We start from the raw sequence: 13856 nt of genomic DNA, 5'->3' as shown, positions 1-13856 counted from the left end.
ACGTGCCCGGGTCGGCTAGCCGAGCAGCTCCACCTCCGAGAGCGTGATCCGGTCGGCAGCCGACCCGGTGAACTCGATCCGGATCCGGCTGAACCTCGACGCCGACCCGAGCTTGAACGGCCGGGTGGCCTGCTGCCAGTCGAACCGCTCACCCGAGCGCCGGTCGAGGACCTTCCAGTCGGTGCCGTCGTCGGACCCCTTGACGACCCAGCCGCTCGGCGAGCCACCGTCGGCGCCGTTGGTGAGGGTATAGAAGGACACCGGCGGCCTGCCGCCGGAGAACCGGTACTCCACCCAGCCGTCGCCGGCCACCGTCGTCTGCGTCCCGGAGTCGTCGTCGACGAGCGTCTCGCCATCGCTGCCGCTCACCGACACCGTGCCCTTGCCCGCACCGGACCTGTCGGCCATCGGCGTGGCCGGCTCCGAGCCGCTGGTCAGCGACGGCGGGACGGCGCCGGGCGAGGTGCCCCAGCGCGACGGCCTCGAGCCCATGTCGAACTCGATGGTGCCGCCGTCGGCGAGCTCCTGGTGGGAGACGTACGTCTTGTCCCACCGCTTGCCGTCGATCTCGACGCCCTGGACGTAGATGTTCCTGTTGCTGTTCTTCGGGGCCTTGATCACCAGATCCTTGCCGCCCTCGAGGTGGAGGGTGGCCTTGGTGAACAGCGGCGAGCCGAGCACGAGGTTCTCGCTGCCCATCTGGAGCGGGTAGAGGCCGAGCGAGGAGAAGAGGTACCACGCCGAGGTCTCGCCGTTGTCCTCGTCACCGGCGTAGCCCTGCCCGATCTCGGAGCCGGTGTACATCCGGCGCAGCGTCTCGCGGACGATCTCCTGCGTCTTCCAGGGCTGGCCGGTGTAGCTGTACATCCACGGGATGTGGTGGCTGACCTGGTTGGAGAAGCCCCACTGCCCCAGGCGTACGTCCCGGGCCTCCCGGATCTCGTGGATGATGCCGCCGTAGGAGCCGGGGTACTCCCCCGTCTCCGGGGTCGAGAAGAAGGTGTCCAGCTTCGTCGCGAGCGCGCCGCGACCGCCGTAGAGGTTGGCCAGGCCCTGGCCGTCCTGCGGCGTGTGGAACGCGAAGTTCCAGCCGTTGGTCTCGGTGTAGTCGTGGTCGCTGCCCCACACCAGCGGGTTGTAGTCCGCCGGCGACTTCTTGAAGGTGCCGTCGGCGTTGCGGCCCTGGAAGAAGCCCACCTTGGTGTCGAAGGTGTTGACGTAGTTGCGGGCCCGGCTGAGGAAGTACTCCGACTCCTCTCGCAGCCGCTTCCGCTCGGCGGCGGAGATCCCGTCGCGCCGGGCGAGCTTCGCGGCCATGTTTCCGATGCCGTAGTCGTTGATGTAGCCCTCGAGCCCCCAGGAGACGCCCTCGCTCACGGCCGCGGGGGTGTAGCCGAGGAACACCGAGGTCTGCATGCCCTTGCGGCCGACGTTGGAGTTGGTCGCGGAGCCCGGGGGCCGGACGGTGGCGTTCTTCACCGCGGCCGCATAGGCGGCCTCGGCGTCGATCCCCTTCACCCCCTTGACGTAGGCGTCGGCGAAGGAGACGTCCGAGCTGGTGCCGGTCATCAGGTTGGCGTAGCCCGGCGAGGACCAGCGCGAGATCCAGCCGTTGTCCTTGTACTGCTGCACGAAGCCGTTGACCATCTCGGCCGCCTGGCTCGGCTCCAGGAGCGAGTAGGCCGCCCAGGTGGTGCGGTAGGTGTCCCAGAAGCCGTTGTTCACATAGACCTTGCCGTCCACGATGTCGGCCCCGGTGTGGGTGGGCGTGGTCCCCGGCGGGTTGGTGTCACCGGAGGTCGACTGGACGGCGTGCTTCCAGACCGGCTCGTCGGCGGTGCCGGTGTTCTCGTGGCCCGAGTTGGGGTAGAGGAAGAGCCGGGCGAGGTTGGAGTAGACGGTCGTCTTCTGGTCCTTGGTCGCACCCTGGATGTCGAGGACGTCGAGCTTGTCCTGCCACAGCGCCTTCGCCTTCTCCTTGACCGTGTCGAAGGAGTCCTCGGCGACCTCGAGCTCGAGGTTGCGCCTGGCCTGGTCGATGCCGATCAGGCTCGTGGCGATGCGCATCGTCACGGTCCGGTCCGCGCCGGCGTCGAACTCGAGATGGCCCTGTACGTTCGGGCGCTCGCCGGTGGCGTACTTCCCGCCGCCGGTGACCGGCTGGTCGAACGTGGCGTAGACGTACATCCGGGTGGCGCCGTTGGACAGGCCGCTGCGGGTGTCGGTGAAGCCCTGCAGGGTTCCCGCGGCCGGGTCGAGGGTCAGGCCGCCGTCGTTGTTGACGTTGTCGAACACCAGGCTCGCATCGTCGCCGGGATAGGTGAACCGGAACACGGCCGCATGGTCGGTCGGTGCGATCTCGGCGCTCTGGCCGTTGTCGAAGCCGACCTTGTAGTAGTACGGCCGGGCGGTCTCGTTCTCGTGCTCGAAGGTGAGCTCGCGCGCGTTGCGTCCCGGGTCGGCGGTTCCCTCGGCCGCAGACGGCATCACCTGGAAGGTCTGCCGGTCACCCATCCACGGGCTCGTCTCGTGGCTCAGCGTCAGCGCCTGCAGGCTGGTCCGGTTCTGGGCGTCGTTGTCCTGGTGATAGCGGTAGAACCACGACAGCGAGCCGGCGTTGGTCATCGGCGCCCAGAAGTTGAAGCCGTGCGGGACCGCGGTCGCCGGGATGTTGTTGCCGCGCGAGAAGCTCCCGCTCGACTGGGTCCCGCGGGTGGTGACGGCGTAGTCGACGCGGCTGGTCACCTGCGGTTCCTCCGGGGAGGCGGTGATCGCGATGTCGTCGTACCAGCCACGGAACTTCGTCGGGCCGCTCGGCGCGTCGACGGCGACCAGGATGCGGTCGATCGTCCTGCCCGCGGCGACCTCGCCGATGACGGAGGTCTTCTTGTTCCACTGGTTGGTGTAGAGCGACTTCGACTCGCCCTGGCCCTTCGGGGACAGTACGTAGCCCTGCGCGTCGAGCGCGCCCAGCTCGGAGAGCAGGGTGCCGTCGGTGAAGGCCAGGTCGACGGCCGTGTACGTGCTCGGGTAGCTCAGGTCGCCCTCGATGAACTCCGGGAAGACCAGGTAGGACAGCTCGGTCTCCTTGCCGACCGGGATGTCGACGTCGAAGACGCGGTTGTAGGAGTGACCCTTGTCCTCGGTGATCTTGCCGGCGTACTCGAAGGCGTGGGTTCCGGTGAAGCCGACCTTCGACTTCGCGGCGTACGCCGAGGCGGGGCCGTCGTCGGGGTGGCTGGTCATGTTCCTCAGCGGCGGCGGGGGCTCGGAGCCGTCGGAGAGCTGCCACTCGGCGAGCTGGATGATGCCGCCGCTCTGGTTGGCGGAGATGTCGATGCGGTAGTGGGAGTACGCCTGCGGGGAGGCGATCTCGAACTCCCGTGTCTGGAAGCGCTCGTCCCAGGACTGGCCGGTGCGGGTGTCGAGCGTCGTCCAGGCCTGACCGTCGGTGGAGCCCTGGACCACCCAGTCCCTGGGGTCGCGCTCGGCGGCGTCGTTGGCCGAGGTGAGGGCGTACCTGACGACGCTGAGGGGCTGGTCGAGCTCGATCTGCACCCAGCCGGTGGTCGCGAAGGTGAGCCACTTGGTGTTGATGTCGCCGTCGACGAGCTCGGCGGCCCCCTCGCCCGAGCCGGTGTTCTCTCCGCTGGCGGTGACGCCGGTGATGTGCTCGGAGATGTCGCCGGGGATGCCGAAGGGGTCGGGTCCGGTGACGCCCGCGGTGCGGGGGTCACCGTCGTCGTCGGTGTCGACGAGGTCGGCCCAGCTGGGCTGGGGGTCGTCCTCCTCGAAGGAGGTCTCCCAGTCACCGCCCTCCGCGGCTCGCTGGGGGTCGGCGGTGTCGGACCTCGGCGCGGTCGGGTCAGGTGCGCCTGGGGTCGCGAGCGCGGGTGCGGTGCCGCTCATCGCGACCATCAGCGTCGCCGTGGCGGCGATCATGGCGGCCAGGCGGGCCCGGCCTCTCGTTCTGCGTGGTGCGTCCCAACGGTGCATCGGTGTGATCTCCTTCACATGGGGGCCATCCCAGATGGAACCGTGGGATGACAACGTTGTCAACGAGGTTTGCGAAGGATTTACGCGGGGAGTCTTGGGAAGAACGGAGATCTGTGCCGACACACGGGAAGAATTGAGACATCGTTGTCGCGCTCGGATCGGCGTCTACGCTGAGCACGTGGCATCACCCTCGTCCGAGCAGACCCGTCAGCAGCGCCGCCCGACCATGAAGGACGTCGCGGCGTCGGCCGGGGTGAGCCTGAAGACGGTCTCACGGGTGGTCAACGGCGAGTCCAACGTCAACGACGACCTGCGCGCGGCGGTGCTCGAGTCGATCGCCCAGCTCGGGTTCCGACCCAACGCCGGTGCGCGCGGCCTGCGACAGGGACGCTCCGGCACCGTCGGGCTGCTGCTCGAGGACGTCGCCGACCCGTTCTACTCGATGCTGTCCCGCGCGGTCGAGGAGGTCGCCCGCCAGCACGGGACGATGGTCTTCGCCGGTTCCTCGGCCGAGGACGCCGACCGGGAGCGCGAGCTCGCCCTCGCGTTCTGCGAGCGGCGCGTCGACGGCCTCATCGTCGTGCCGGCCGGCACCAGCCACTCCTACCTCCTCCCCGAGATGCGAGCCGGCATCCCGGTCGTCTTCGTCGACCGCCCGCCCGGCGACATCGAGGCCGACATGATCCTCACCGACAACCTCGGCGGCAGCCGGCGTGGAGTGGAGCACCTCCTCTCCCACGGGCATCGTCGGATCGGCTTCATCGGCGACGCACCCGAGATCTACACCGCCGGCGAGCGGCTCCGCGGCTACCGCGAGGCGCTGGCGTCCGCCGGGATCGAGTTCGCCGAGGAGCTCGTCACCCAGGCACCGCCCTCGCCCGCCTCGACCGCCGACGCGCTGGACCGGCTCCTCACCGGGCCCTCGCCGGCGACCGCGCTGCTGTGCGGCAACAGCCGCACCACCGTCAGCGTCCTGCGCGAGCTGGCCCGGCGCTCCACCCGACTGGCCCTGGTCGGGTTCGACGACGTCGAGCTCGGCGATCTCCTCCAGCCGGGGCTCACCGTCGTCGCCCAGGACCCCGGCGCCATGGGCGCGGCCGCCGCGCGACTCCTGTTCCAGCGCATCGCCGGCGACACCGCGGGCCCGCCGCAGACGGTCACCATCGGCGCTCGGCTGATTCCCCGGGGCTCCGGCGAGCTCCCGGCTCCCTGAGTCTGGGGAAATCGGCCACGCCAGACCTGGGTTTTAAAGTCTAGTGGTCTAGTATGGTTATGTGCCTTGTCGTGACCGCTACGGATACGCGCTGACCACCAGTGACGAAGCTGCCCTGTCCTACTCCCAGGGGCTGCTCGATGTGCTTCGTCTACGGGACGGCGCCCTCGCCTCCTTCGCGGCCTCGATCGTCCTCGACCCGACGTTCGCGCTCGGACATGCGGCGCTGGCGCTGCTCGGACACGAGATGTGCGCTCCCGTCGACGTCGACGCGCGCCTGCGGCAGGCCCGGCTCCACGCCCAGCGGGCGACCGAGCGGGAGCGCAGCCACGTCCACGCGGTCGACGCCCACATCGGCGGCAACCCGCGGCCGCTGATCGACCATCTGGCGGCCTTCCCGCGAGACGCGCTGCTGCTCTCGACCGCGGTGCCCACGATCGCCTTCGCCGGGGCGACCGAGGTGCCTGAGGAGGCGTGGGCGATCGTGGAGCGCGCCGCGCCCGCCTACGGTGACGACTGGTGGTTCGCCGGACTGCTGGCCTTCGTACGCCAGGAGCAGCGCCGCTTCGACGACGCGATGTCGCTCTCCTGCGCCTCGCTGGCGGTGGAGCCCGGGGCCGGCCACTCCGCCCATGCCCGTGCCCACGCCCACTACGAGACCGGCGACCACCAGGCGGGTCTCGCGTGGATGTCGACGTGGGTGCTCGGCGACGGTGCCCAGATCGACTCGCTGTCCCACTTCTCCTGGCACGCCGCGCTCCATGAGCTCTCGCTCGGCGACCTGGATGCCGTACGCCGCCGCTACCAGACCCAGCTCCAGCCCGGCCACGCGCTGGGCTGCCGGGCGCTGGTCGACTCCGGCTCGTTGCTCTTCCGCTGGGCACTCACGCCGGGCGCTCGCGACGTGCCCGACATCGCCGAGGTCGTGCGGGTCACCGGCCGCGAGACGATGACCCGGCCCGCCACGCCGTTCCTGGCGATGCACACCGCGGTCACCCACCTGGCCACCGGCGACGCCGGTGCGCTCGACGAGCTGAGGTCGTGGGCCGCCGGGCACGTACACCCGACCATGGCCACCGTCGTCTCCCCGCTCGCCGAGGCCCTCGGGCTGATGGCCCGCGACGAGAACTCGGCCGCCGCCGACCGGCTCGCCGCGCTCGCCCCGTCGATCCGCCGCCTCGGCGGCTCCGACGCGCAGCGGGAGATCATCGAGGAGGCGCGCATCGCCGCCCTGCTCCGCGCCGACCGCTGGGACGAGGCCCGGGTGCTGCTCGATGCGCGTCTCGACCGCCGCCGCTCCCCGCGCGACGAGCTGTGGCGGGCTCAGGCGCTCGCGCGCACCTGAGCCTCCCGAGGAGCCTCAGCCGAGGCGACCTCTCAGCTGGGGACGATCTCTCCGTCGGTCACCTCGAAGGCGACCTCCTCCAGCGGACTGTTCGCCGGGCCCTGGGTCACCGAGCCGTCCTCGATCGAGAACCGGCTGCCGTGGCACGGGCAGTCGATGGTGCCACCGGCGACCTTCGTGACCGGGCAGCTGCGGTGGGTGCAGATCGCGGAGAAGACCTTGAACGTGCCTTCGGTCGGCTGGGTGGCCACCAGGTTGCGGTCGGCGACGATCACTCCGCCGCCGACCGGGATCTCGCTCGTCGCGATGAGCGGGCCGTCGCCCGTCGACCCGGAGTCACCGCCACCGGTCCCGCCGGAGTCGCTGCCGCCGCACGCTGCGAGGAGCGGGACACCGACGACCGTGACCGCGGCCCCGCCTACGACCTTCCGGCGGGTGATTCGAGATTCACTCATGCCGCCCAGAATAGGCACGTCGACCTCGCACGTCGCCCGCCGAGCGCAAACCTTCAGGCAAATCTCGATCTCGGGTCAGGAGGTGCTGACCTTCTTCCGCGCCGCGGTCTTCTTCGCTGCGGCCTTCTTCGCCGTCGCCTTGGCCGGAGCGGCCTTCGCCTTCACCGGCTTGTCCGGCGGCTGCTCGGCGGCCTTGCCGTCGAGCAGCGGGGCGAGGAAGCCACCGGTGTGGCTGCCGGGAGTCGCGGCTACGGTCTCGGGAGTGCCCTCGGCGATCACCGTGCCACCCCGGTTGCCGCCCTCCGGGCCCATGTCGATGATCCAGTCGGCGGTCTTGATCACGTCGAGGTTGTGCTCGATCACGAGCACGGTGTTGCCCTTGTCGACCAGTGAGGACAGCACGCCGATGAGCTTGCGGATGTCTTCGAAGTGGAGGCCGGTGGTGGGCTCGTCGAGGACGTAGAGCGTCTTGCCGGTCGAGCGCTTCTGCAGCTCGGCGGAGAGCTTGACGCGCTGCGCCTCACCACCCGACAGGGTGGTCGCGGGCTGGCCCAGCCGGACGTAGCCCAGGCCGACCTCGACCAGCGTCTTCATGTGGCGCGCGATCGCGGGCACGGCGGCGAAGAACTCCACGGCCTCCTCGATCGGCATGTCGAGCACCTCGGCGATCGACTTGCCCTTGTAGTGGACCTCGAGCGTCTCGCGGTTGTAGCGCGCGCCGTGGCAGACCTCGCACGGGACGTACACGTCCGGCAGGAAGTTCATCTCGATCTTGATCGTGCCGTCGCCGGAGCAGGCCTCGCAGCGGCCGCCCTTGACGTTGAACGAGAAGCGGCCCTGCAGATAGCCCCGCATCTTGGCCTCCGGGGTGGAGGCGAAGAGCTTGCGGATGTGGTCGAAGACGCCGGTGTAGGTGGCGGGGTTGGACCGCGGCGTACGCCCGATCGGGGACTGGTCGACGTGGATCACCTTGTCGACGTTGTCCAGGCCGGAGATCTTCGTGTGCCGGCCCGGGACCGTGCGGGCGCGGTAGAACTCCTTGGCCAGCGCGGTGTAGAGGATGTCGTTGACGAGCGTCGACTTGCCCGAGCCCGAGACGCCGGTGACCGCGAGGAAGAGCCCCAGCGGGAAGGTGACGTCGATGTCCTTGAGGTTGTTCTCCTTGGCACCGTGGACGGTCAGCTCGCGCCCGGCGGTGCGGGGGCGGCGGACGGCCGGGACGGCGATCTCACGGCGACCCGCCAGATACTGGCCGGTCACCGAGTGCTCGTTGGCGAGCAGCTCCTCGACCGTTCCGGAGTGGATCACCTGGCCGCCGTGCTCGCCGGCGCCGGGGCCGATGTCGACGACCCAGTCGGCGACCTTGATGGTGTCCTCGTCGTGCTCGACGACGATCAGGGTGTTGCCGAGCCGCTTGAGCCGCTCGAGGGTCTCGATGAGCCGGTGGTTGTCGCGCTGGTGGAGACCGATGGACGGCTCGTCCAGCACGTAGAGGACGCCGACCAGACCCGACCCGATCTGGGTCGCCAGCCGGATCCGCTGGGCCTCACCGCCGGAGAGCGACCCCGAGGGCCGCTCGAGGGAGAGGTAGTCGAGGCCGACGTCGAGCAGGAAGCGCAGCCGCGCCTGGATCTCCTTGAGGACCTGCTCGGCGATCTGCCGCTCCCGGCCGCTGAGCTCGACCGTGTCGAGCCACTCCGCGGCCTCGTTGATCGGCAGCGCACACAGCTCGGCGATGTTGAGACCGCCCTCGCTCCGCTCCCCCAGGGTCACCGAGGTGGAGACGGGCTTGAGCCGGGTGCCCTTGCAGGTCGGGCACGGCACCTGGCGCATGTAGCCCTCGAAGCGCTCCCGGGTGGTGTCGGACTCGGCCTCCTTGTGGCGCCGCTCCACCCAGCGGCGTACGCCCTCGAACTCGGCGTCGTAGGAACGGCGGCGGCCGTAGCGGTTGACCGAGACCACGTGCACCTTGCGCCCGTGACCGTCGAGGATCGCCTTCTGCCCGGCGGCCGGGATGTCCTCCCAGGGGGTGTCCAGGTCGAAGCCGAGCTCACCGCCGAGCGCCTCCAGCAGGCGCAGGAAGTATTCGGCGACGTGGGCCTGGGACCACGGCTGCAGCGCGCCCTCGGCGAGCGTGGCTGCCGGGTTGGGGACGACCAGCTCGGGGTCGACCTCCATCCGGGTGCCGAGGCCCGTGCAGGCCGGGCAGGCACCGAAGGGCGAGTTGAACGAGAACGACCGCGGCTCGAGCTCGTCGGTATCGAGCAGGTGGTCGTTGGGGCACGACATCCGCTCGGAGAACTTCATCTGCTCGCCGCTGTCGACGAAGTCGAAGACGACCAGGCCGCCGGCCAGCTCCAGCGCGGTCTCGACCGAGTCGGTCAGCCGCCGCTTGGAGGACTCCTTGACCGCGAGCCGGTCGATGACCACCTCGATGGTGTGCTTCTTCTGCTTCTCCAGCTTGGGCGGCGCGTCGAGCTGGTAGGTCTCGCCGTCCACCCGCACCCGGGAGTAGCCCTGCTGCTGCAGCTGGCTGAAGAGCTCGACGTACTCCCCCTTGCGGGCCCGGATCACCGGGCTGAGCACCTGGAAGCGGCGGCCCTCCTCCAGGGTGAGCACGTGGTCGACGATCTGCTGCGGCGTCTGCCGCTCGATCGGCGCGCCGCAGACCGGGCAGTGCGGCCGACCGGCGCGGGCGTAGAGAAGACGCAGGTAGTCGTAGACCTCGGTGATGGTGCCGACCGTCGAGCGCGGGTTCTTGGAGGTCGACTTCTGGTCGATCGACACCGCCGGGGAGAGCCCCTCGATGAAGTCGACGTCGGGCTTGTCCATCTGACCGAGGAACTGTCGAGCGTACGCCGAGAGCGACTCGACATAGCGACGCTGGCCCTCCGCGAAGATGGTGTCGAACGCCAGGCTCGACTTCCCGCTTCCGGACAGGCCGGTGAACACGATCATCGAGTCCCGAGGCAGGTCGAGGGAGACGTCCTTCAGGTTGTGCTCCCGGGCTCCCCGGATGATCAGCTGCTGCTCCGCCACGTTCTTTCCTCGTCCAGTGCTATCGCATCGCGCTACCGCGTCGAACAGATGTTCGCATCATACGACGCTGGGAAGACTCCCAGATGGCACCCTCTCACGGAGCACCGACATTTTACTTCTGGTCGGGTCCGACGTGCTTGCATAGGCGTATGAGCGATGCCCCTACCACTTATACAGGCGCGGTGAAACCGGGCGGCCCGGCCGACGTGCGCGAGCTCGGCCGGCTGACCGTCACGAAGGTCGCCGTCGACGCCCAGATGTCCAACAACTGCTACCTGCTGCGCTGCCGGTCCACCGGCGAGCAGCTTCTCATCGACGCCGCAGCGGAACCGGAGACCCTGCTCCCCCTCGTCGGCGAGAACCTGGCCACCGTCGTGACCACCCACCAGCACTGGGACCACCACCGGGCCCTGGCCGCCGTCGCCACCGCAACCGGCGCCGCCACCCTCGCCGGCGAGCCCGACGCCGCCGCGATCACGGAGGCCACCGGCGTACCCATCTCTCGCACGCTCTCCCACGGGGACACCGTCGCCGTGGGCGACTGCACCCTCGAGGTGATCGCGCTGCGCGGGCACACCCCCGGATCGGTCGCCCTGGTCTACCGCGACCCCGAGGGCAGCCCTCACCTGTGGACCGGCGACAGCCTGTTCCCGGGCGGCGTCGGCAACACCCAGCAGGATCCCGTACGTTTCACCCAGCTGCTCGACGACGTGGAGGAGCGCATCTTCGCCACCCTCCCCGACGAGACCTGGTTCTACCCGGGCCACGGCGACGACTCCACCCTCGGCGCCGAGCGTCCCCACCTGGCCGAGTGGCGCGAGCGGGGCTGGTGACTACGGCTCCGTAGGCGGGGTCACGGTCTCCGTCGGCGTCGGGTCCGTGGTCGGATCGGCGGACTCGGTCGGCGTGGCACTCGGCTCCGGGTCCGCCGTGCGCGTGGGTCCGGAGGTGGGCGTCGAGCCATCGGTCTCGGCGGGCTCGTCCGGCTCACGCGAAGCCGTCGGCCGGTCAGGGCCGCCCGCCGTCGAGGGCTCGGCCTCCCCCGGCTCGTACCCCGTTCCGTCTCGATCGGCTCCCGGGCCGTACGGACGCGGGGTCGAGCCCGGGGAGGGCACCCGAGACGGCTTCGCGTCGGGCAGCGGCGGCAGCGGATCCACGTCGGGATAGGCGTTTCCGATGTCCTCGACACCCGTGGCCGGGTCACGATCGGGTCGCTCGGCCTGCGCCCAGCCGGCGATCAGGACCACCACCCCGAGTCCGGTCATGACCGCGCCGGTCAGGATGCCTGCCACGGCGACCTGCTTGCTCTGCAACTCGACTCCCTGTAACCGCCCCGCGCCTGGTGTGGCGCACAGCGTAGGGCAGCACGGCCTCGAGCGTTACCCTCCCCGGGGCATCCAGTTCGGCGCTCCGGGAGCCCGGGTCAGTCGGTCGGGCTCTCGCTCGGCGACTCGCTGGGCTCGCTGGGCGACTCGGTCGGCTCGCTCGGCGACTCGCTCGGGTCGCTGGGCGACTCGCTGGGCTCGCTCGGGCTCTCGCTCGGCGACTCGCTGGGCTCGCTCGGCGACGCCGTCGGCCTGCCCGAGGGCCGCTGCTCCGAGGGCACCTGCGTGGGTCGGGCCGGGACCGGGGACATCGACCCGTCGGCCGACTCCTCGACCGACCGCGGGCTCGCCGGGACCGGCTCGGTGACCTCGGGGTCCTGGCTCTCGGGACCCATCTGGCTGGACGGACCGGCCTGCGACGGCGTCGAGGACGACTTCTCCAGCGGCGCGACCGGCGAGACCGGCGAGATCAGGCTGATCCCGGACTCGTCCGTGGCGTAGCTGTGTCCTGGCTCCTCGGCCCCGGCGTTGCCGACGATCAGGCCACCGATCCCGATGCTCGTCATGGCCAGCCCCGTTGCCATTCCAGCCAAGGCGATCTGCTTGCGATGCAACACGATTCCCCCGTGATACCAACGACTCGACAAGTTCTCTGGTCGTGCACAGTAGACCCACAAAGATCGAAACTGTGCGACCACTATCGGGGTGTCGTGGCTCGCTGGCAAGTCCCCATCATCTATCGTTCGACCGATATAAGCCCTGGTGGGGCGCATGTTCGCCCGGCGCGAACGGCCCGTCCGAGCCTCGCGTGCAGCGCTAGTGTGTGAGCATGGGCGAAGTGATCAGGTTTCCCGGCCATCCGTTGCCGGACCACGACAGACCGGCGCCGCTGTGGCGTGAGGCCGCGGGCCGGGCGATCCGCGAGGAGCGGTCCCGCCAGGAGCGCACCCTGGCCGACGTCGCCGGTGATGCCGGTGTCTCGACGCAATACCTCTCCGAGATCGAGCGCGGCCGCAAGGAGCCCAGCTCCGAGGTGCTCGAGGCGGTGGGTGGCGCGCTCGGCCTCGGGCTGGTCGACCTCACCGAGCGGGTCACCCGCACGCTGCGCGCGGGCGCCCGCCCCTCCGGCCCCCTGGCTCTCGCCGCCTGAGCCTCAGACCGAGGTGAGCTTGCGGCTCTCCAGGACGGCGTCCGCCAGGCCGTACGCCACCGCCTCCTCGGCCCCGAGGACGAGGTCCCGCTCGGTGTCGAGGTGGATCTGGTCGGTGCCGTGACCGGTGTGCCGCGCCAGCAGCGCATCCATCTCGGCCCGCACCCGGCCGATCTCCTTCGCCGCGACCTGCAGGTCGGTGACATCGCCCCGCTGACCGTCCTGGCCCGGCTGCTGCAGCACGACCCGCGCGTGCGGCAGGACCGTACGCCGGCCCGGATCGCCCGCGGCCAGCAGCACCGCCGCGGAGCCCGCTGCCTGGCCGACGCAGGTGGTCGCGACCGGTGAGCGCAGGAACTGCATCGTGTCGTAGATGCCGAACATCGCGGTCGGGTCGCCGCCCGGAGAGTTGAGGTAGAGCTCGATCTGCGTGTCCGGCGCGTCCGACTCGAGGTGGATGAGCTGCGCGATCACCACGTTGGCGACACCGTCGTCGATCGGCGTACCGAGGTAGACGATCCGGTCGGAGAGCAGCCGGCTGTAGACATCGAGCGCCCGCTCGCCACGCGGGGTCTTCTCGACGACCGAGGGGATCGTGTAGGAGCTCATCGGGTCGCCCCCGCCGTGGAGAGGCCGAAGGCGGCGCTGCGCTGCTGGACCGGCGTCACCGACTGCACGTCGTCGAGCACCTCGTCCACGAACCCGTACTCGCGCGCCTCCTCGGCGGTGAACCACCGGTCGCGCAGCGAGTCGTGGTCGATCTGCTCGACGCTCTGACCGGTGTGGGCGGCGGTGATCCGCAGCATCTGCTCGGTCATCCGCGCCAGCCGCGCAGCCTGCACCTCGATGTCGGCCGCGGAGCCGCCGATCCCCGCGGACCCCTTGTGCAGCAGCACCTCGGTGTGCGGCAGGACGTAGCGCTTGCCCGGGGTGCCCGCGGTGAGCAGGAACTGGCCCATGCTGGCCGCCATCCCCATCCCCAGCGTGGAGACGTCGTTCGGGATCAGGTGCATCACGTCGTAGATCGCCATCCCGGCCGTCACCGAGCCGCCGGGCGAGTTGATGTAGAGGGAGATGTCGCGGTGCGGGTCCTCGGCGCTGAGCAGGAGCAGCTGCGCGCAGATCCGGTTGGCGATCGCGTCGTCCACCTCCTGGCCGAGCACGATGATCCGTTGGTTCTGCAGCCGCGCCGTCAGCTGCTCGTCGAGCGGCCCGGCCGCCACTGGTGTCTGAGTCATGTCCTCGACTCTGAAGCACTCCCCCGCCGCGTACCAGCGAATCTGCCGCAGGCAGATCTGCCCACAGCAGAACGGCGCGACCGATGGTCGTGTCG

At 70.1% G+C, this 13856-nt stretch carries 11 protein-coding genes; 4 read left to right on the top strand and 7 right to left on the bottom strand.

Annotated features, from left to right (window positions below; all coding sequences use genetic code 11):
• Positions 1 to 15: 15 nt before the first annotated feature.
• Positions 16 to 3942 carry a GH92 family glycosyl hydrolase gene (locus ACZ6WN_RS27305; RefSeq protein ID WP_465869249.1) on the bottom strand — a complete coding sequence of 1309 codons (3927 nt, stop codon included), beginning with the start codon at positions 3940 to 3942 and terminating at the stop codon, positions 16 to 18.
• A gap of 232 nt (positions 3943 to 4174) precedes the next feature.
• On the opposite strand from ACZ6WN_RS27305, the gene ACZ6WN_RS27300 reads away from it, so the two are divergent.
• Both ACZ6WN_RS27300 and ACZ6WN_RS27295 read left to right on the top strand, forming a co-directional pair.
• Positions 4175 to 5209 (top strand): LacI family DNA-binding transcriptional regulator, encoded by a 1035-nt coding sequence (locus ACZ6WN_RS27300; RefSeq protein WP_465869248.1) that lies wholly within the window; start codon positions 4175 to 4177, stop codon positions 5207 to 5209.
• Positions 5210 to 5270: 61 nt separating this feature from the next.
• The gene (locus tag ACZ6WN_RS27295) at positions 5271 to 6554 is read left to right on the top strand and encodes a tetratricopeptide repeat protein (protein ID WP_465869246.1); all 1284 of its coding nucleotides are present in this window, start codon (positions 5271 to 5273) and stop codon (positions 6552 to 6554) included.
• A 32-nt stretch (positions 6555 to 6586) separates the two neighbouring features.
• Here ACZ6WN_RS27295 and ACZ6WN_RS27290 read toward each other — a convergent pair whose 3' ends face one another.
• Positions 6587 to 7009 carry a Rieske (2Fe-2S) protein gene (locus ACZ6WN_RS27290; RefSeq protein WP_465869244.1) on the bottom strand — a complete coding sequence of 141 codons (423 nt, stop codon included), beginning with the start codon at positions 7007 to 7009 and terminating at the stop codon, positions 6587 to 6589.
• Between the two features lie 75 nt (positions 7010 to 7084).
• On the bottom strand, positions 7085 to 10048 hold the full coding sequence (gene uvrA, locus ACZ6WN_RS27285; RefSeq protein ID WP_465869242.1) for an excinuclease ABC subunit UvrA: 2964 nt from the start codon (positions 10046 to 10048) through the stop codon (positions 7085 to 7087).
• A gap of 149 nt (positions 10049 to 10197) precedes the next feature.
• Here uvrA and ACZ6WN_RS27280 point away from each other — a divergent pair, with 149 nt between their 5' ends.
• Complete coding sequence (locus tag ACZ6WN_RS27280) at positions 10198 to 10881, top strand: MBL fold metallo-hydrolase (RefSeq protein ID WP_465869241.1); 684 nt, start codon at positions 10198 to 10200, stop codon at positions 10879 to 10881.
• Here ACZ6WN_RS27280 and ACZ6WN_RS27275 read toward each other — a convergent pair whose 3' ends face one another.
• On the bottom strand, positions 10882 to 11361 hold the full coding sequence (locus tag ACZ6WN_RS27275) for a hypothetical protein (protein WP_465869239.1): 480 nt from the start codon (positions 11359 to 11361) through the stop codon (positions 10882 to 10884). It lies immediately after the preceding gene.
• A 110-nt stretch (positions 11362 to 11471) separates the two neighbouring features.
• Positions 11472 to 11939, bottom strand: coding sequence for a hypothetical protein (locus ACZ6WN_RS27270; RefSeq protein WP_465869238.1), 468 nt, complete (start codon positions 11937 to 11939; stop codon positions 11472 to 11474).
• Positions 11940 to 12202: 263 nt separating this feature from the next.
• Between ACZ6WN_RS27270 and ACZ6WN_RS27265 the strand changes: the two genes are divergently transcribed.
• A complete protein-coding gene (locus ACZ6WN_RS27265) occupies positions 12203 to 12523 on the top strand; it encodes a helix-turn-helix domain-containing protein (protein WP_465869237.1) in 321 nt (106 codons plus the stop codon).
• A gap of 3 nt (positions 12524 to 12526) precedes the next feature.
• On the opposite strand, the gene ACZ6WN_RS27260 is transcribed toward ACZ6WN_RS27265, so the two are convergent.
• Together ACZ6WN_RS27260 and ACZ6WN_RS27255 are read right to left on the bottom strand one after the other, a co-directional pair.
• On the bottom strand, positions 12527 to 13132 hold the full coding sequence (locus ACZ6WN_RS27260) for a ClpP family protease (RefSeq protein WP_465869236.1): 606 nt from the start codon (positions 13130 to 13132) through the stop codon (positions 12527 to 12529).
• A complete protein-coding gene (locus ACZ6WN_RS27255; RefSeq protein ID WP_465869235.1) occupies positions 13129 to 13761 on the bottom strand; it encodes a ClpP family protease in 633 nt (210 codons plus the stop codon). The genes ACZ6WN_RS27260 and ACZ6WN_RS27255 overlap by 4 nt, the downstream gene beginning before the upstream one ends.
• Positions 13762 to 13856 lie beyond the last annotated feature (95 nt).

The organism is Nocardioides sp. NPDC054178 (genome assembly GCF_055585005.1).
This window is presented reverse-complemented; position numbering and strand designations above follow the sequence as displayed.